The sequence below is a fragment of the Arthrobacter sp. genome (genome assembly GCF_048266065.1).
Lineage (GTDB): Bacteria > Actinomycetota > Actinomycetes > Actinomycetales > Micrococcaceae > Arthrobacter_H.
This window is the reverse complement of sequence record NZ_JBLXAH010000001.1, coordinates 18,472-35,259: the sequence shown is the minus strand read 5'-3', so window position 1 is coordinate 35,259 and position 16,788 is coordinate 18,472. Positions and strand designations below refer to the sequence as shown.

Here is a 16,788-nt window from a genome sequence, read left to right as displayed (position 1 = left end):
ACGGCGGGCATCAGTTGCGTCCGATCTGCAGGGCTGCCTGGTAGGTTTCCTTGGCCCGGTCCACCACTGCCGCGTTGGCCTGGTAGCCGCGCTGGGCCATGATCAGCGAACCCATCTGCTCGGAGTAGTCGATGTCCGGGTAGCGCACGTTGCCGTTCTCATCGGCCAGCGGGTGGTCCGGTTCGTGGACCACCCGGCCTGCGGCGTCACCGAGTTCGGTGCCGGCGACGTACACGCCGTTGTCCGCGCCGCCGGCCTGGGCCAGCACGTAGCGGGCACGGAAGGCGTCGCCGTTGGTGGAGGTGGCTGTGTTGATGTTGGAGAGGTTGTCCGCGACGGCGTCGAGCCATTTGCGGTGCACGGTCAGTGCGGTTCCGGCGATGCCGATGGCGTCCAGGGCCATGTCAGTTGCTCCTCAGGGCGGTGCGGATGCCGTTGAAGGTGCCGGAGGCGGCCTGCGTGGCGAACTGGTAGCGCAGCACGGTGTCGATGTTGGAGAGCGTTTCGGTGTCCATGTTCACGTTCGAGCCGTCGAGCCGTGTGGGTTCCAGCGACCGTGCCGTGGTGGCTGTCGCATGCCCGTCGCCGTCGCGCACGGACTGGGCCAACGTGTCCTCGAAGGAGACGCGTTCGGCATGGTAGCCGGGCGTATTGACGTTGGCGATGTTGTTGGCGATGGCGCGCTGGCGCAGGGCCAGGCCATCGAGGGCGCTTTCCAGCGCGACCGACGTGACGGATTCGAACACGGCTTACCGCTCCAAGATCGAGACACTGCCCGTCCGTGGGCCAAAAAGGGGTGAGCAATCCGTGCTCACTGGCAACCATCGGCCGGGGTCACCGGCCCGTTAGCGATTGCTTCAAGATTCGACGAAAACCTTTCCGTGCGTGCTGCGGTCCAGCTCAGCCGGCAACGTCGAGGTACACCGACGATCCGCCGTCCTCCGCCAGCGGCACCGAACGCACCGCTGCCAGGTGGGCGGCGATCCCGTCCCGCGCGGCGGCGGTTCGGGCGGCGGCGGCATTCAGCGCTGCGACGAGCGCCTGGGCACGGGGCGCCAGTTCCGCGGGCAGTGGACCAAGCCCGGCCGGCGGGGTCCAGGGCACGCCACCGGTGCCGGCCTCGGGTGCCGGGTCCGCTTCCAGGTGGTGCTCAAGGTCTTCCAGCACGTGCGTCCAGGCTGCATGTTCGGTCCTATCCAACACGCAGGGCCCCGGCGGCCGACGGCGCGGCAGTGGCCTGCTGCTGTGCTGCCTCGTGCCAGCTCTGGCGCAGCGGTTCGAGCAGCTCGATGCATTGGCGCGTCGTCGCCGCGTCACGGCTGGTGTTGGCGTTCATCATCGCGGTGGTCACGTAGGTGTAGAGCGCCATCAGGTCCGCTGCGCCGTCCCACACATCGGCCTTCAGCGTGCTGGAGAGTTCGGCGACGATGGCCTGCGCGTGGATCAGGTTCTCGGAGGCAACGGCCCACTGCTCGTTCTGCTGGGCGGCCTCGGCCCGACCCAGGTCCAACAGGAGGCGGTCGTAAAGCATCGTCAACAGGCGCGCCGGGCTCGCGGAGAGGATGGCCTCGCGGTTGAGCTGGGCGCGTTTCTGGGCTGCATTCATCATCATCAGGAGCTGCTATTCGTCGAGGGGAGCGAGGACAGTTGGCTGGTGAGCCAGGAGGACTGGGCGTTCAGCGCGCTGAGCTGGACCTCCATGGCGGAATAGGTTTTCTCCAGGGTGGCTCGGCGGGTGGCCAGGCGGCGGTCCCAGTCCTCGACCTGATCGCCCAGTCGGGTGACCGTCGACTCCTGGCCCTTGATGCGGGCGGTGATCTGGCCGTCGTACTTGTCGGAGAGCCCGGCCGCTGCCGTGTTGATGCGGGAGGCGATTTCCTGCAGGGTCGCCTCGACCTGCGCCGGGTTGTCGGCAAGGGCGGCTTGGAACTTCTCGGCGTCGTAGTCGATGGTGCCTGATTTGTTGATGCTGATGCCGATTTCCGACGGTGACTTGCCGTTCACCGGCAGCGTGGCGGCGGAGAGGATCCGTTGGTTCACGTCCCGGGCGGTGCTGTCACCGGTGAAGATCATGGCTTTGGTGGCACCGTCGGCACCAGAGGTAACAGAGGAGTTGCCGGAGATGAACTTGAAGAGCCCGTTGAGGCTGTCGACCAGGTCCTTTGCGACCTTGCCAGCGGCCTCGTTGTCGCGGGCGACGGTGACGGTCACGGGATCAGCGGACACCTTGGCGACAGTGATGTCGACGCCGGGCAGCAGGTCCTCGAAGGTGTTGCTGGACGAGGTGACCGTCTGCTCGGCGGCGGTGCCGGCCCAGAGCGTGACTCTCGCGTCCTGGGCCGCCTTCACCTGGGTGAGCGCTCCCCCGGCAGCACCTGAAATGCTGAATTCACCGGCGGCACCGGTTTCGGCGGCGGAGAACTGGAGGCGGTAGGTGTCGTTGCCGGCCGAGACTTTGACGGCCTTGACGCCGGCCTCGGAGTTGTTGATCGCGCGGACCACGTCGTCGAGCGACGTGGAGTCCGCGGTGATGTCGACCGCGCTTCCGTCGGCCTTCGTGATCGAGAACGAGGTCTCGGTCCACTCGGTGATTGGGGCCGAGACGGATACCTGGGCCTGGGCGATCTGGGTGACTGTGAAGTCGAGGGAGCCGGGTGCTGCACCGCTGCCCGCGGTGGCCTTCGCCGCATCGGAACTGCTGGTGGTGATGAACAACTGCAAGGAGTCCGGCTTGGCCGTCTTCTTCGTCAACTCGGCCAGGTCGGCGACCTTGGTGTTCAGGGCCTGCAGTGCGGAGATCATGGTCTGCGTTGCCGAGACCTTGTTCTTGAGGATGTTCTGCGGGATGGCCTCGGCCTGCATCAACGTATTGATCAGGGCTGTGGTGTCCAGACCGGACGACAGGCCGTCGAGGGCGATGCCCATGGATACCCCTTAGGTGGCTGCGGTTACTGCGAGATGGGTTCCGCGAACGGCGGGTGGCGGCCGTTATCTGGCGGGGGGCCGGTCCGGCCGCCACACACCGTTCGTGGAACTGATTACCTCAGTGCGTCAGTGGACTAACGCAGGAGGTTCAGTACACCCTGGTTCGACTGGTTCGCCTGGGCCAGCATGGAGGTGCCTGCCTGGGAGAGGATGTTCGAGCGGGTGAACTTGACCATTTCGGCAGCCATGTCGACGTCGCGGATCCTGGACTCGGCAGCGGTCAGGTTCTCGCGACCGACGTTCAGCGAGTTGATCGCGGACTCGAAGCGGTTCTGCACGGCACCGAGATCGGAGCGCTGAGCCGATACCGCGGCAATGGCGGTATCGATGGACTCGATAGTGGTCTGCGCGACGGTGTGGTCGGCCACATCGAATCCTGCTGCGCCGCTGCCATCCGTGTCTGCCAATGTGCCCACTGCGGTTGCAATGTCCCCCAGAGTGACGGCAATCATGTTGTTCGCGTTGCCATCGGCGCCGACCTGGAACTTCAGCGGATCTCCACCCTTTAGGAGATCGATCCCGTTGAAGTTGGTCGACTCCTGGATGCGGTTGAGCTCGGCGCCCAACTGGTCGGCTTCCTTCTGGATGGCCGCGCGTGAAGCATCATTGTTCGAGTCGTTGGATCCCTGAACAGCCAGATCACGCATGCGCTGCAGGATGGAGTGGACCTCGGTCAGTGCACCTTCAGCGGTCTGGATGACGGAGATGCCGTCCTGGGCGTTGCGTGCTGCCACGGTGTAGCCGTTGACCTGCGAGCGCAGGCCCTCGGAGATCGACAGACCCGCCGCATCATCGGCGGCCCGGTTGATGCGCAGTCCGCTGGACAGCTTCTCCAGCGACTTGGAAAGGTCATTCTGCGTGTTGCTCAGGTTGCGCTGTGCGTTGATCGCAGAAAGGTTGGTGTTAACGGTCATACCCATGGTGATTTCCTCCGTGAAGTGGGTGTTCGTGCGAGGTCCATCCGTGGACCTCAACCCCACCTATCGGCAGGCTGACCGTGGATCGTTAGCAGGGAACTGGAAGATTTTTCGTCAGAATGCCGGAGCGGCCGGGTTGAGCCGGTGCACGGCTTCGGCGCTGCGGGCGATCCCGCCGGCAGCTTGCTCACCGAAGGCCTTCAGGTATCCGCTGCGGCGCTGCGCTGCCACACGGGACACCGGCTCCGGAGCAATCTTCTGCTCGGCATCGGCATAGTGGGTCTGCAGACCGTCACGCAGGAGCCGCGTGGCCTCGGAACGTTGCTGGGAGACCGCGGAGTGGGTAATCCCCAACTCGGCAGCGACCTCTTTAACGCTGGACCCTTCGAAGTAGATGCGCTGGACGATGTGGCGCATCTTCTCCGGCAGGACCGTGACCGCTGTGCGGACCATGGCGGTGCGTTCATCGGCGAGCAATCGCTGCTCGGGCGTCTCGGTTTCGGCGACCAGGTAGTCGGCCATGACGTCATCGATGCCCACGACGGTGCGGGCGGCGTCCTGCATGGCTGCGTGGACTTCGTCCTCGGCGACACCAAGTGCCCCGGCGAGTTCCGCCGTCGTCGGAGTGCGCCCCAAGGCGGAGGTCAAGGTTTCCTGGACGCTCTTGGTTTCCTTGATGCGCTTGCGGGCGCCACGGGTGGCCCAGTCGCTGGAACGCATGTCGTCGGCAAAGGCGCCGACGATGCGCCGGCGCGCATACGCTCCAAAGGGAACGCCCAATGTCGAGTCGAAGGAGTCGGCCGCCGTGATGAGGGCGATCGTGCCCACGGAGACCAGGTCCTCACGCGAGAGATGCGTGGCCTTGGCACACATCTCCGCGGCCAGGTATCCGACCAACGGAAGGTTGTCGACAACCATCTGGTTGCGCACAGAACTATCCACTTACTCGCCCCAATCAAGTAAATAGCGGCCAGCCATACTGGTCGCTTGGGGCAGAGCGAAGATCCCCCCCACAGGAGATAATAGTTTAACTCTGTGGAATTTGGGTAGCCCCCATTTTGTTCTTCTTCTACGGCCCTCCTAACGGCACCCAAAAACCGGCCGATAGACTCGGGTATGCCGGGGGGCACCGTTGAAGATAGGCGTGAGGTCTACCCGACAAGCCGAGGGGATCGTGGCCATGAGTGCCAATGAATTATCCGCACTGTTGTGGAAAGAACGTGAGCTGCTGGAGCTTCTCCAGTTCAAGCTCGAAGAGGAACAACTCCTCCTGGTCTCCGGGAAAAGCCGCTGGATCGGCATGGCCACCCGCGAGGTGGAGAGCGTTCTGGAAAAGGTGCACGCCGCTGGGCTGGCCCGCTCCGTGGAAGCCGCTTCCGTCTCCGAGGCATGGGGGCTCCCCACCGATTCCCCCTTGGCCGACATCGCCGCCCACGCTCCCCAAGGGCCGTGGACCGACATCCTGGCAGCACACCTGAGCGCGCTACGCGAGATCACCGCAGAGATTGCCACCCTCCGCGACGCCAATGACCAGTACCTCCGCGCTGCCTACCGCTCGACGCAGGAGACGCTGGCCACCCTTGACGACGAACGACCGGGCTACGGCAAGACCGGGGCCGAGGCCGGTGCCCATGGCAGCGCCCGCATCATCGACACGAGACTCTAGGACGAGACCATGAGCACCTTCAGTGGATTGAACACGGCGATGACCGGGCTGAATGCCGCCCGCGTGGGTCTGGAGACCACCGGAAACAACATCATCAACGTGAACACCCCCGGCTACACGCGCCAGCGCGCCGAGCTCACCGCCGTCGGCGCCCTCGCTTCCACGGGGCTCATCGCCTCCCGCCCGGGACTCGGCCAGGGAGTTTCCGTCGCCGGCATCTCCCGTTTGGCCGACGCCCACCTGGAGGCCCGGCTGAACGCCACTTCCGGTGCTGTCGGCCAGGCCGACACCCGCGCCGCCGCACTCATGGACATCGAAGCCACCCTGCGCGAGCCCGGCGAGAACGGCCTGTCGGCGATCCTGGGCAAGTTCTGGAACGCCTGGGAAGGCGTCGCGAACCAGCCCGGCGAGGCGGCACCGGCCACCGTGCTGATCTCCAGCGCCAACGACGTCGCCGCACGGTTGAAGCTCATGCACGGCGAACTCTCCGACCAGTGGTCGGCCCAGCATTCCGCACTGGAAACCATGACCGCCGAAGTGAACTCAACGGCGGCACGCGTCGCCGAACTCAACGCCAGCATCACCTCCACCATCGCCGCCGGCGGCAACGCCAATGAGCTGCTGGACCAGCGGGGCATGCTGGTCACCCGGCTGGCTGAGCTCGCCGGGGCAACGTCAGGCGAAAACGAGGGTGTCTTCGAGGTGAAGATCGGCAACGATGTGCTCGTCTCGGGGAAGACCCCTCATGAACTGACAATCGCTGGCGGCACGTCCCTGGAGACTTCTGCTGCTGGTGGCGCCCCGACCGTGAACTTCGACGTGCAAGGCGGACGCATCGCCGGCGCGTTGTCCCTGCTTGGGCCGGCCAACGACACCGGCACCGGGGGCGCCATCGCCCAGATGGCTTCTTCGCTGGACGCCGTGGCCAAGAACCTGGCCGAGACCGTCAATGCCGCCCACCAACAGGGCATCACCGGCGACGATCTCCCCGGCGGGAACTTCTTCGATCCCACCGCAACGACGGCGGCCGGCCTGACAGTCGTCGTCTCCTCGGCCAATGAGCTGGCCACCCGAAGCAAGGATGGCGGCAAGCTGGACGGTTCCAATGCCTTGGCCATCGCCCAGCTGGCCACGGAGAAAGGCGGAGCCGACGACCAATGGTCCACCGTCGTCGTCTCCTCTGGCCTGGCTGCCCAGGCCGAGGCACAGCAGTCAGTGAATGCAGCCCTCGCCCATAATGCTGCAGCTTCGCAGCAGCAGGCAGCGACCGGCGTCTCCCTGGACGAGGAGAACGTCGCACTGCTCGCATACCAACACGCCTACCAGGGCGCGGCCCGTGTCATGACGGCCGTCGATGAGATGCTCGATACGTTGATCAACCGCACCGGCATCGTCGGGCGCTAGGGGAAGGAACCATGATCACCCGCATCACGAACGCAGCCATCAGCGCCGCGGCCCAGCGCAACCTGCAGACCGCCATGCAGCGCCTGGCCACGGCACAGACCAAGGCCTCCTCGCTGGAAGCGATCTCCAAGCCCAGCGACAACCCCGCGGGCACGGCCACCTCCATGGCCGTCCGCGCGGAGACCCGCGCCAACGCCCAGTACAGCCGCAACGTCGGGGATGCCCAGGGCTGGCTGGCCACCGCCGACACAGCGCTGGCCTCCGCGACCACGATCCTCAACCGGGTTCGCGACCTCACGGTCCGCGGAGCCAACGACGGCAGCATCAATGCCGGCGCTAAGGAAGCCATCGCCATCGAGCTTGAGACGCTGCGCGACAGCCTGATGGATGCTGCCAACGCCAAGTACGCGGGCCGTACCGTTTTCGCCGGCACATCCGACACCGGTACCGCAGTGACGGCGGAACCTGTACTCGACGACAACGGAAAACCCGTCGCGGGCGAGACGAAGGTCGTTTTCAACCCGGTGGCCGGCGGCACTGTCGAACGACGCACCGGCGCCAACACGACCATCCGCGTGGACACGGATGCCACGGCCGTCTTCGGTCCAGCCACGGAAGGCGGAGACGACGTGTTCTCGCTGATCAGCAACATCATCAAGGACCTGCGCGCGGGAACCAACATCTCCACGCGGATCGGCGACGTAGATTCCGCCATGCAGCAGGTGCGCGACGCACAGACCTCGGTCGGTGTCCGGCACGCCACGGTCCTGGCTGCCGATGCATCCCTGAAGGACGAGGCGGTGGCTTTGGAGGGCCAGCGCTCCGCGGTGGAAGACGTCGACCTCGGCACCGCGATCCTGGACCTGAAGACCCAGGAGGTCGCCTACCAGGCCGCCCTGGCCGCTTCGGCCAAGGTCCTGCAGCCGACGTTGATGGACTTCCTGCGATGAGCACGCGCCTGGCCTTCGCCGCCCCGCTGCCCGGCCTCTCCGATCTGACCGAGTTCACCCTCGAGCCGGTCCAGGACGCAGTGGGCCTCTACTCGTTGGATTCGGCCACCAGCCCGGATATCCGCTTCTTCGTGTTGGATGCGGCCACCCACCTGCCGGACTACACGCCCCGGTTCTCCGCCGAGCAGCTGGCCCTGGTCGGCTCCCCCGCCCGGCAGCAGCTCTCGGTGTTGACCATGGTCAACACCTCCGACCGGGAGGCCACAGTGAACCTGCTGGCTCCCGTGCTCGTCAACCCGGAAACCGGGGCCTGCGCCCAGGTGATCCTCGAGGGCCAGGACTGGCCGTTGCGCTCCCCCTTGGGCGCCACTGCCTGATCCGGGTGGCTTTCAGAGGAAGTCACCCAAATGCGGAAAGCATGCGTCTTCACTTTCACAATCGATGAATGTATCATCATCGAATATGAAGAGTCTTAGCCCTTCGCTCTCACCGTTCATGCGCTCCGACGCCCAGGGCGACATCCTTGCAGTGCTCCTGCTGAGCCCCGAACGCGAATTCAGCCTGAGTGAGTTGTCCCGACTGACCGGTGCCTTGGGGGCCACAGTCCACCGGGAAGTGGGGCGCCTGGTCGACTTCGGACTCCTCATTGATCGTAGGGTCGGCCGAACCCGAGTCGTCAGGGCGAACACTTCGAACCGTATCTACGGCCCAATGTCCGAGATCGTCATCGACACCTACGGTCCGCGACCAGTCCTTCAAGATGTCCTTGCCGATATCAAGGGCGTGGAATCCGCTTACATTTATGGTTCCTGGGCCGCTCGGCGATCCGGAATTCCCGGCCCCCCGCCACACGACATCGACGTTTTGGTCCTCGGGTCTCCGACCCGCACAGATCTGGCGCATGCCTCTGCTGAAGCGAGCCGCCGCTTGGGCCGCGAGGTCAACATTCATCGGTCCACCCGTACCGACTGGGACAACGGTGACGGCCCCTTCGAGCGAACAGTCAAGAACCAGCCAATCGTCGAGCTCACCTTGCAGGACACGGCATGAGCATCAACCACTGGACGCAGGGTCGAGCAGTCATCGACGATCTTCTGAAGCGCGGACAACTCGAACGAGTCTCTGCCAGCCGTGAACTGGCAGATCTCATGATCACTCAGGCACAAACGCACTTGGAGTCCTCACGACTTCTCGCTTCGGTGGATACCGCCGGCGCATTTCAACTTGCCTACGACGCCGCCCGAAAGGCCTTGGCAGCGATCCTGGCCAACGAGGGCCTTCGAGCGAAGGGCGCGGGAGCCCACGCCACCTTGTATGAGGCCGTCCGTGCACAACTTCACCCACCACTGGGCAAGGATCTGGAGCCCTTCAGCTGGATGCGGCCACTGCGCAACGACACCGAGTACCCAAGTCTTGAACGATCCGTGGCGTCACCTGACGATGTCGCGGAAGCCGGAACAGCCGCTGCAATCATCATTCAGCGTGCTTCCACGGTCCTGGACAGCATGCCCGTCTATTGATGCCTGCAGTTCTCGTCCCCCAGCCAGAAGTCTTGCCGGTAATCTGGGCGCATGGCCATCCTCATCGATCCCCCGTTGTGGCCCGCCCACGGCACGGAGTTCTCACATCTGGTCTCCGACATCTCGGTCGAGGAACTCCATGCCTTTGCCGCGGCCGCCGACCTGCCCGCACGTGCCTTCGACCGTGACCACTACGACGTACCTCGCAAGCGGTTTGACGACCTGGTCGCACGCGGGGCCCTGCCCGTCCCGGCCACCGAGCTGGCGCGGCGCCTCATCCGTTCCGGGGTGCGCATCCCGGCCCGGCAACGCCCCGAGCGCCTCGACGGGGTCCTCGCCGATGCGTGGGACCGCCTGCTGCCCGGCCACGCGGGCCTCGCTGCACAGCTGATCACCCGGTGGTCCGAACCGCACCGGCAGTACCACGACCGGGCCCACCTGCTGGCCGTGCTGCGCGCCCTGGACCTATTGCGGTCTCGGGGCGAAGCGGTCGGGCCCCATCCGCGGGCACCGTGGTTGGCCGCCTGGTTCCACGACGCCGTCTACGCCGGTGTCGCCGGCCAGGATGAGGAGGAATCGGCCCGCCTGGCCGAACAGCTGCTGCCGCAGGCAGGGGTCCCCGCGGACGAGGTGGCCGAGGTTGCCCGCCTGGTCCGGCTGACGGCCACCCACTGGCCGGAAGCGGACGACGCCGCCGGGCGCCTGCTGTGCGACGCGGATCTGGAGGTCCTGGCCCGTCCGCGGCCCGCCTACACCCGCTATGCCGCCGCGGTACGCCGCGAGTACTCGCACGTCCCCGCCGCGGACTTCGCCGTCGGCCGGGCCCAGGTGCTGCGCACGCTGCTGGCCACCGAACCGCTCTACGCGACAGCCACCGGAAGGGACCTGTGGGAAGTCGCCGCCCGGGAGAACCTCACAGCGGAACTGGCCGATCTCGGCTTTCCGGCACCCTGAACCGCCGCTCCTTAAAGCCGCCGGCGCGGCCACCTCCATGAGGTGACCGCGCCGGCGTCGTGCTGATGAAGGCTGGGAAGCCCGGGTGGCTAGAAGCCGCCCATGCCGCCCATGTCGTCGCCACCGGGCATGGCCGGAGCGGCCTTTTCCGGCTTGTCGGCGACAACGGCCTCGGTGGTGAGGAACAGGCCCGCGATGGACGCCGCGTTCTGCAGAGCAGAGCGGGTGACCTTCACCGGGTCGTTCACGCCGGCCTTGAGCAGGTCCTCGTAGACGCCGGTGGCGGCGTTGAAGCCGTGGCCCGAGGGCAGGCCCTTCACCTTGTCGGCGACGACGCCCGGCTCCTGGCCGGCGTTGAAGGCGATCTGCTTCAGCGGTGCCTCGATGGCGACCTTGACGATGTTGGCGCCGGTGGACTCGTCGCCCTCCAGGGCCAGCTTCGCGAAGGCCTTTTCGCCGGCCTGGATCAGGGCCACGCCGCCGCCGGCGACGATGCCCTCTTCCACTGCTGCCTTGGCGTTGCGCACGGCGTCTTCGATGCGGTGCTTGCGCTCCTTGAGCTCGACCTCGGTGGCTGCACCGGCCTTGATGACTGCCACGCCGCCGGCCAGCTTGGCCAGGCGTTCCTGCAGCTTCTCGCGGTCGTAGTCCGAATCGGAGTTCTCGATCTCGGCGCGGATCTGGTTGACGCGGCCGGAGATCTCCTCGGCGTCGCCTGCACCCTCGACGATGGTGGTCTCGTCCTTGGTGACGACGACCTTGCGGGCCTGGCCCAGCTGGTCCAGGGTGGCGGTCTCCAGCGAGAGGCCGACCTCCTCGGAGATGACCTGGCCACCGGTGAGGATGGCGATGTCGGCCAGCATGGCCTTGCGGCGGTCACCGAAGCCCGGTGCCTTGACCGCGACGGACTTGAAGGTGCCCTTGAGCTTGTTGACGACCAGGGTGGCCAGGGCCTCGCCCTCGATGTCCTCGGCGATGATCAGCAGCGGCTTGCCGGACTGCATGACCTTCTCGAGGATGGCGACCATGTCCTTGACGGAGGAGATCTTCGAGTTGACGATCAGGATGTAGGGATCCTCGAGTACCGTTTCCTGGCGCTCGGCGTCGGAGACGAAGTACGCGGAGAGGTAGCCCTTGTCGAAGCGCATGCCCTCGGTCAGCTCGAGGTCCAGCCCGAAGGTGTTGGACTCCTCGACAGTGATGACGCCTTCCTTGCCGACCTTGTCCAGGGCCTCGGCGATGAGCTCGCCGATCTGGGTGTCGCCGGCGGAGATCGACGCGGTGGCGGCGATCTGCTCCTTGGTCTCGATCTCCACTGCGGAGCCGAAGAGCTCGGAGGTCACGGCCTCGACGGCCTTCTCGATGCCGCGCTTGAGCGACAGCGGGTCGGCGCCGGCTGCAACGTTGCGCAGGCCTTCCTTGACCAGGGCCTGGGCCAGCACGGTGGCGGTGGTGGTGCCGTCGCCCGCGATGTCGTCGGTCTTCTTGGCGACCTCCTTGACCAGCTCGGCGCCGATCTTCTCGTACGGGTCGTCCAGCTCGATTTCCTTGGCGATGGAGACGCCGTCGTTCGTGATGGTGGGGGCGCCCCACTTCTTCTCGAGGACAACGTTGCGCCCGCGCGGGCCGAGGGTCACCTTGACGGCGTCGGCCAGGGTGTTCAGACCCCGCTCGAGGCCGCGGCGTGCTTCCTCGTCAAATGCAATCATCTTGGCCATGGTGGCTAGTGGTCCTTTCGGGACAGTCATGCGAGTTCATGAACCAGCTGAAACGCCCGCGACGGACGGGCGGGGTCCCGCGTTGTCTGAACGCCGTACCCACACCCTCGCTGCAACTGATCCGGGGTTCACCCGGCGTGGTGGGCGACTTAGCAGTCCCCACACCCGAGTGCTAAGTCAATTATTGGCACTCCCCACCCGAGAGTGCAAGCCGTGGGGGTGGATTTCATGAAAACACCCCGCCCTGGACCGTGATTTCCGCTGATTGCGGACACCACGGGCAGGGCGGGGCGGTTGCTAGAAGTCGGAACCGAGGACGACGGCGATCTTCCCGGGGATCTGCGTGGTCTGGTACATCGCGTTGATGCCCAGGGCGCTGGCCGCCTTCTGCGCGGTGGCCTTGTCGGCGTCGGAGGCGTAGTAGACGATCGAGGTGTTGACCTTCTTGGTCCAGTTCGCTGCCGAGACGTTGGTGAACCCGGCACCGCTCAGCGTGCTCTTGCCCGCGGCGGCCAGCCCCGAACGGCGCGAGCCGTTGTAGACGCCGACCTTGGCCGAGAGATCCGGTTCGCTGGCCGCAGCGCTGGACGATGCGGCAGCCTCGCTGGAGGAGGCTGCAGCCTTGGACGCCTTGGCTGCGGATTCAGCGGCGGCCTTCGACGATGCCGCGGCAGCGGACTCGGAGGCACCGGGTTCCTCCGAGGCGGCGTTGGAGGCGGCGTCCGTCGAGGAGGCCCCGGCGTCGTCGGTGGCGGACGCCGACGGTGCGGCGGGGGCGCTGGAGGACGCCTCGGCGGTGGTGGCCACCGGATTGCCGGTCAGCTGCGGCAGGACGAAAAAGCTGAAGAGCCCGACCACCAGGGCCAGGATCCCGAAGCCGACGATCCAGCCCAGCGGTGAGCGGCGCACTGCCGTCCCGGTGATGGCCTGGCGGTGGACACCCTTGCGGTTGGTGAATTCCGGGACCCTGTCGAACTCGTCGTTCGGGTACTTCGTCATCGCAGTCCTTGGTTCCTTTGGTGCATCCGGCAGGTGGTGGCGGGGCCTTCTCCGGCCTACGCGTCGCCTGCCAGACGGCGGGCGCTGCGTGCACGGTGCCTCGTCGATCGAAGTCTACGCAATCTTTTGACCAGCATCGGGTCATGGGCCAATGCGGCGTCCGTGTCGATCAGCGCATTGAGCAATTGGTAGTAGTTTGCCGCGGAGAGGTCGAAGAGGTCGCGGATGGCCTGTTCCTTGGCGCCGGCGTACTTCCACCATTGGCGTTCCAGGGCCAGGATCCGTTGGTCGCGTTCGCCCAGGGCACTGGTCTCGTCGACGTCGAACTCCAGCTCGCCGGCCTGAACTGCCATGGTGTGCCTCCTTGAGCCGTCTCTGTCGCTGCGTCCCGCCGCCGGGCACCAGGCCGGGCGCGGGTACTTCCCCACCCTCCATGATAGGGGCGAATCACATCGGTGTCATTTGGTGCGGCGCGCGCCCCGGCGGGCAGAATGGGCGCATGGACAACGACGAGCGGCGCCCGCCCTGGCCCCTGGCCCCCGACTGGGCACGCGCCTTGGAACCGGTGGCGCCGCGCCTGCAGGCCATCGAGGCCGAGCTGGTGCGGCGGCGTGATGCCGGCGAACTGGTCCTGCCCGCCCCGGAGCATGTGTTGAGGGCGTTCCACCGGCCGATGTCCGAGGTCAAGGTCCTCATCCTGGGCCAGGACCCCTACCCGACGCCGGGGCACTCGATCGGGCTGGCGTTCGCCGTGGATGCCGCCGTGCGTCCGCTGCCGCGCAGCCTCGCCAACATCTTCGACGAGTACGTCGCCGACACCGGGCACCCGATGCCCGCCACCGGGGACCTGACCGCCTGGGCCGAGCAGGGCGTGCTGCTGCTCAACCCCATCCTGACGGTGGCCGCCGGCCAGACGGGCTCACACCAGAAACTGGGCTGGCAGGAGGTCACCACGGCGGCAGTGGAGGCGCTGGCCGCACGCGGCACACCGCTGGTCTCGATCCTGTGGGGCCGCCACGCCCAGCGCTTCGAACCCCTGCTGGGCACGACGCCGGTGATCACCAGTGCGCACCCCTCCCCGCTATCGGCGCGGCGCGGCTTCTTCGGCTCGCGCCCGTTCACCCGGGCGAACGAGCTGCTCGTGGAGCAGGGTGGCGAACCGGTCGACTGGCGGCTTCCCGCCGCCCCCGTCGCCGATGCACCGCAGACGCTGCCCGGTCTGTAGCGCAGGCCGGGCCGTCAGCGCCGGCGGATGCGCCGGCGTTCGTGGGTGTTCCAGCCCTTGGTGAAGGGCCGGGCCACGGTATCGCCGAGCACGACGCCGCCGGCGATGGCCAGGATGATGGTGAAGGCGTTGAACATCTGGATCAGGCCCACCGACATGTCACCGGAGTCGATTGTGATGCCGTACATCGCCCGGAAGATCATCAGACCGGGGAGCAGGAAGGTCACCGCGGGAACGGCGACCACGAGCTGGGGCGCGCCCATCCGCAGGGCGACCCAGCGGCCGAGGCCACCGACCACGACGGCGGCGACGGCGGGGGTCAGCCGCTCCCCCACCCCGAGCTGTTCGGCCAGCAGGTACGCCAGGTAACCGGTCATGGCCACCGCAGCCGTCGGGATCACCAGCGAGTGGGCTGTCTGTTCGAACACGCCCACGCAGGCAACGGCGACGAACACCAGGAAGACCAGCAAGGGCTTGGGGTAGTCGATCTGGGCCACGTTGGCCACGTCCAGGCGCTTCATGCCCATCATGGCTCCGGAGACCAGGGCGGCGGTGATGCCGGCGATGATCGCCCCGTAGATCAACATCGAGGAGAAGAAGCGCCCCGCTGCGGTGACCGGGAAGCCGTTGATCGCATCCTGCACCGCCGAGACGAACCGGGAGGAGGGCAACAGCAGCATGATCCCACCGGCCACGACCACCGCCGGGGAGATCGGCGCATCGACCGCCCACAAGAGCATCGCGATCGCCGTCGTCACCGCGGAGCCGAGGCCGATGGTGAAGAACTCGGGAACCCGCCACCGACCGACGGTGTCCATGATCTGGGTGATCAGGCAGAAGGAGACGAAACCCAGCAGGGCCCCGAGCCAGCTGCCGCCGATGAAGAGCACGAAGGCAGCGGTGAATCCGCCGCCTCCCGCGGTGGCCATCCAGCGCGGGAACGGCTTGGGCTGGCGCAGGATCTCGTGCAGCCGGTCGGCCGCCTGGGTCCGGGTGGCCTCGCCGGCGACGATGTCTGAGACGAGGCGGTGGAGGTTGGCCAGCCCGCGGTAGTTCCCCGTCCAGGAGCGCACCACACGCAGCAGGGCGACAGGGTTCTGGCCCTTCGGCGCATGGTTGAGGTGGATCGACTGGTTGGTGATCTCCACGTCGACGTTGCGCAGGCCCAGCGATGCGGTCACCGCGATGACGCTCGTCTCCGCCTGCAGGGCACCGGCACCGAACCGGAACATGGCCTCGGCCAGGTCCAGGGCGAACTCCAGGATCTGGCGGGCGTTGGCATCGAATTCGGGTGCCTGCTGGATGGTGGGGTTGGCATACGGGCTGCCCACCAACCGGTCCACGATGGAGAACGCCTGCGTGGGTGGGGACTCCGTGTGCATGATCTTGGAGAACATGCGCCGGGCCGCCGGGTTGGCCTTGCTGGCGGCCCGGGCCACGGTCGGCAGCGGTTTCGGGCGCGTCGTGGGGGGCGCCGGCTGCGCTGCGGCCTGCGCTGCGGCCTGCGGTCCGGTGCGGGCCTCCGGTGGCACCACGTTCCCGACGCGGGCGACTGCGGGGTCGATGGGGACGGTGGTGGTGGGCACGGGCACGGAGGCAGCGGGCTTGGGCCGGCGGGTCGCCGGGATCTTCCAGGCGTTGGGCCGCCGGGATCCCCCGGCTTCCGGAGGCGTCGCCGCGCCGGGTGCTGCGGAGCGGTTCGGGGTCTTGCCGGGTCGGCCGGGCCATCCCGGACGGGTCTTGCGGCCCGTTCCGGTCGGCTGCGCCCCGGGGGTGGGGGCCGTGGCCGGCGGGGCGTCTGTTGGCGGGGCATCTGCCGGTGGGGCGTCGGCTGCGGGCGCGCTGGCGTGCGGGGCGTGGGACTGGGCCGCCCGGGCCGCTGGCGCGACGACGGGGACCTCGGCGGTCCGCGGGGTGACCCCGTCCCAGTCGAGCTTGGACTTGGAGCGGTCATCGGGTGAGCCGGGCAGGTCCACGCTGCCGCTGGGCAGCACGTGGTCGGTGCGCGGGCGCGCCTGCTCGTCGGCCTCGGCCGGTTCGGGAATGTAGGCGAGGGCGCCGGTGGGCTCGGTCTTGACCCAGTCCTCATGGAAGCCCGGGGCTGCCTCCGCGTCAGCCGTGGCACCGGCGTCGTCCTCCGTGGCACGCGGACCCAGGCCCAGGCGTCCGAGCAGTCCGACGGGCTGCTTGATCTCGGACGTCGTGACCCGCGGCATCGAGCCGGCGGGCGGGTTCGGGTCTTCCGGCTGCCCAGTGGTCTCGGAGGGCTCCGGCGTCTCGCGGTCGGGCACGAAGTCTCCTGTTCTGACGCGGTGTTCCGCAGCCAACTCTACAACCGCTTCCCCCTCCGTGAGAGGGCCTCGCGGGCAGGTGTGTCCAACGTCAAACACGCCCCGGAAACGGGATCAACCGAATGGTTGATCCGCGGCGCCCGGGGGCTCCTTAGCGTC

The 16,788-nt window shown here is 67.1% G+C and carries 19 protein-coding genes; 8 read left to right on the top strand and 11 right to left on the bottom strand.

Features of this window, described 5'->3' with window-relative positions; all coding sequences use genetic code 11:
* Positions 1-10: 10 nt before the first annotated feature.
* The 7 genes from ACN0TP_RS00190 to ACN0TP_RS00160 form a co-directional block, all read right to left on the bottom strand.
* Positions 11-403 carry a flagellar basal body rod protein FlgC gene (locus tag ACN0TP_RS00190; RefSeq protein ID WP_417215243.1) on the bottom strand — a complete coding sequence of 131 codons (393 nt, stop codon included), beginning with the start codon at positions 401-403 and terminating at the stop codon, positions 11-13.
* A gap of 1 nt (position 404) precedes the next feature.
* Positions 405-746 carry a flagellar basal body rod protein FlgB gene (locus ACN0TP_RS00185; protein ID WP_417215242.1) on the bottom strand — a complete coding sequence of 114 codons (342 nt, stop codon included), beginning with the start codon at positions 744-746 and terminating at the stop codon, positions 405-407.
* A gap of 154 nt (positions 747-900) precedes the next feature.
* Positions 901-1,167, bottom strand: a complete 267-nt coding sequence (locus ACN0TP_RS00180) for a hypothetical protein (protein ID WP_417215240.1) — start codon at positions 1,165-1,167, stop codon at positions 901-903.
* A gap of 25 nt (positions 1,168-1,192) precedes the next feature.
* Entirely contained in the window at positions 1,193-1,612 is a 420-nt protein-coding gene (fliS, locus tag ACN0TP_RS00175) for a flagellar export chaperone FliS (RefSeq protein ID WP_417215238.1), read from the bottom strand.
* Positions 1,612-2,925, bottom strand: coding sequence for a flagellar filament capping protein FliD (gene fliD, locus ACN0TP_RS00170; RefSeq protein ID WP_417215236.1), 1,314 nt, complete (start codon positions 2,923-2,925; stop codon positions 1,612-1,614). The genes fliS and fliD overlap by 1 nt, the downstream gene beginning before the upstream one ends.
* A gap of 134 nt (positions 2,926-3,059) precedes the next feature.
* On the bottom strand, positions 3,060-3,905 hold the full coding sequence (locus ACN0TP_RS00165; RefSeq protein WP_417215234.1) for a flagellin: 846 nt from the start codon (positions 3,903-3,905) through the stop codon (positions 3,060-3,062).
* A 111-nt stretch (positions 3,906-4,016) separates the two neighbouring features.
* On the bottom strand, positions 4,017-4,832 hold the full coding sequence (locus ACN0TP_RS00160) for a sigma-70 family RNA polymerase sigma factor (protein ID WP_417215232.1): 816 nt from the start codon (positions 4,830-4,832) through the stop codon (positions 4,017-4,019).
* A 250-nt stretch (positions 4,833-5,082) separates the two neighbouring features.
* Here ACN0TP_RS00160 and ACN0TP_RS00155 point away from each other — a divergent pair, with 250 nt between their 5' ends.
* The 7 genes from ACN0TP_RS00155 (at position 5,083) to ACN0TP_RS00125 (ending at position 10,396) form a co-directional block, all read left to right on the top strand.
* Positions 5,083-5,568 (top strand): flagellar protein FlgN, encoded by a 486-nt coding sequence (locus tag ACN0TP_RS00155; RefSeq protein WP_417215230.1) that lies wholly within the window; start codon positions 5,083-5,085, stop codon positions 5,566-5,568.
* A 9-nt stretch (positions 5,569-5,577) separates the two neighbouring features.
* Positions 5,578-6,972, top strand: a complete 1,395-nt coding sequence (flgK, locus tag ACN0TP_RS00150; protein WP_417215228.1) for a flagellar hook-associated protein FlgK — start codon at positions 5,578-5,580, stop codon at positions 6,970-6,972.
* An 11-nt stretch (positions 6,973-6,983) separates the two neighbouring features.
* Complete coding sequence (locus ACN0TP_RS00145) at positions 6,984-7,922, top strand: flagellin (RefSeq protein ID WP_417215226.1); 939 nt, start codon at positions 6,984-6,986, stop codon at positions 7,920-7,922.
* Positions 7,919-8,299, top strand: coding sequence for a flagellar assembly protein FliW (locus ACN0TP_RS00140; RefSeq protein WP_417215224.1), 381 nt, complete (start codon positions 7,919-7,921; stop codon positions 8,297-8,299). The genes ACN0TP_RS00145 and ACN0TP_RS00140 overlap by 4 nt, the downstream gene beginning before the upstream one ends.
* 334 nt (positions 8,300-8,633) lie before the next feature.
* The gene (locus ACN0TP_RS00135; RefSeq protein WP_417215223.1) at positions 8,634-8,972 is read left to right on the top strand and encodes a hypothetical protein; all 339 of its coding nucleotides are present in this window, start codon (positions 8,634-8,636) and stop codon (positions 8,970-8,972) included.
* Positions 8,969-9,442, top strand: coding sequence for a HEPN domain-containing protein (locus ACN0TP_RS00130; RefSeq protein ID WP_417215221.1), 474 nt, complete (start codon positions 8,969-8,971; stop codon positions 9,440-9,442). The genes ACN0TP_RS00135 and ACN0TP_RS00130 overlap by 4 nt, the downstream gene beginning before the upstream one ends.
* Before the next feature lie 51 nt (positions 9,443-9,493).
* Positions 9,494-10,396, top strand: coding sequence for a DUF4031 domain-containing protein (locus tag ACN0TP_RS00125; protein ID WP_372698490.1), 903 nt, complete (start codon positions 9,494-9,496; stop codon positions 10,394-10,396).
* Positions 10,397-10,485: 89 nt separating this feature from the next.
* Here the strand turns inward: ACN0TP_RS00125 and groL are convergent, their stop codons facing one another.
* The 3 genes from groL to ACN0TP_RS00110 form a co-directional block, all read right to left on the bottom strand.
* A complete protein-coding gene (gene groL / locus ACN0TP_RS00120; protein WP_417215219.1) occupies positions 10,486-12,114 on the bottom strand; it encodes a chaperonin GroEL in 1,629 nt (542 codons plus the stop codon).
* A 297-nt stretch (positions 12,115-12,411) separates the two neighbouring features.
* Positions 12,412-13,113, bottom strand: a complete 702-nt coding sequence (locus ACN0TP_RS00115) for a LytR C-terminal domain-containing protein (RefSeq protein ID WP_417215217.1) — start codon at positions 13,111-13,113, stop codon at positions 12,412-12,414.
* A 56-nt stretch (positions 13,114-13,169) separates the two neighbouring features.
* Positions 13,170-13,466: a DUF3263 domain-containing protein gene (locus ACN0TP_RS00110; protein WP_417215215.1), complete on the bottom strand. Its 297-nt coding sequence runs from the start codon at positions 13,464-13,466 to the stop codon at positions 13,170-13,172.
* A 146-nt stretch (positions 13,467-13,612) separates the two neighbouring features.
* Here ACN0TP_RS00110 and ACN0TP_RS00105 point away from each other — a divergent pair, with 146 nt between their 5' ends.
* Positions 13,613-14,338 (top strand): uracil-DNA glycosylase, encoded by a 726-nt coding sequence (locus ACN0TP_RS00105; RefSeq protein ID WP_417215214.1) that lies wholly within the window; start codon positions 13,613-13,615, stop codon positions 14,336-14,338.
* A gap of 14 nt (positions 14,339-14,352) precedes the next feature.
* On the opposite strand, the gene ACN0TP_RS00100 is transcribed toward ACN0TP_RS00105, so the two are convergent.
* On the bottom strand, positions 14,353-16,629 hold the full coding sequence (locus tag ACN0TP_RS00100; protein ID WP_417215212.1) for a threonine/serine exporter family protein: 2,277 nt from the start codon (positions 16,627-16,629) through the stop codon (positions 14,353-14,355).
* Positions 16,630-16,788 lie beyond the last annotated feature (159 nt).

Excerpts from the sequence above, each read along its gene's own strand:
- ACN0TP_RS00190 (WP_417215243.1), bottom strand. The coding sequence starts at position 403 with ATGGCCCTGGACGCCATCGGCATCGCCGGAACCGCACTGACCGTGCAC.
- fliS (WP_417215238.1), bottom strand. The coding sequence starts at position 1,612 with ATGATGATGAATGCAGCCCAGAAACGCGCCCAGCTCAACCGCGAGGCC.
- fliD (WP_417215236.1), bottom strand. The coding sequence starts at position 2,925 with ATGGGCATCGCCCTCGACGGCCTGTCGTCCGGTCTGGACACCACAGCC.
- ACN0TP_RS00165 (WP_417215234.1), bottom strand. The coding sequence starts at position 3,905 with ATGGGTATGACCGTTAACACCAACCTTTCTGCGATCAACGCACAGCGC.
- ACN0TP_RS00155 (WP_417215230.1), top strand. The coding sequence starts at position 5,083 with ATGAGTGCCAATGAATTATCCGCACTGTTGTGGAAAGAACGTGAGCTG.
- flgK (WP_417215228.1), top strand. The coding sequence starts at position 5,578 with ATGAGCACCTTCAGTGGATTGAACACGGCGATGACCGGGCTGAATGCC.
- ACN0TP_RS00145 (WP_417215226.1), top strand. The coding sequence starts at position 6,984 with ATGATCACCCGCATCACGAACGCAGCCATCAGCGCCGCGGCCCAGCGC.
- ACN0TP_RS00140 (WP_417215224.1), top strand. The coding sequence starts at position 7,919 with ATGAGCACGCGCCTGGCCTTCGCCGCCCCGCTGCCCGGCCTCTCCGAT.
- ACN0TP_RS00135 (WP_417215223.1), top strand. The coding sequence starts at position 8,634 with ATGTCCGAGATCGTCATCGACACCTACGGTCCGCGACCAGTCCTTCAA.
- ACN0TP_RS00130 (WP_417215221.1), top strand. The coding sequence starts at position 8,969 with ATGAGCATCAACCACTGGACGCAGGGTCGAGCAGTCATCGACGATCTT.
- ACN0TP_RS00125 (WP_372698490.1), top strand. The coding sequence starts at position 9,494 with ATGGCCATCCTCATCGATCCCCCGTTGTGGCCCGCCCACGGCACGGAG.
- groL (WP_417215219.1), bottom strand. The coding sequence starts at position 12,114 with ATGGCCAAGATGATTGCATTTGACGAGGAAGCACGCCGCGGCCTCGAG.
- ACN0TP_RS00115 (WP_417215217.1), bottom strand. The coding sequence starts at position 13,113 with ATGACGAAGTACCCGAACGACGAGTTCGACAGGGTCCCGGAATTCACC.
- ACN0TP_RS00110 (WP_417215215.1), bottom strand. The coding sequence starts at position 13,466 with ATGGCAGTTCAGGCCGGCGAGCTGGAGTTCGACGTCGACGAGACCAGT.
- ACN0TP_RS00105 (WP_417215214.1), top strand. The coding sequence starts at position 13,613 with ATGGACAACGACGAGCGGCGCCCGCCCTGGCCCCTGGCCCCCGACTGG.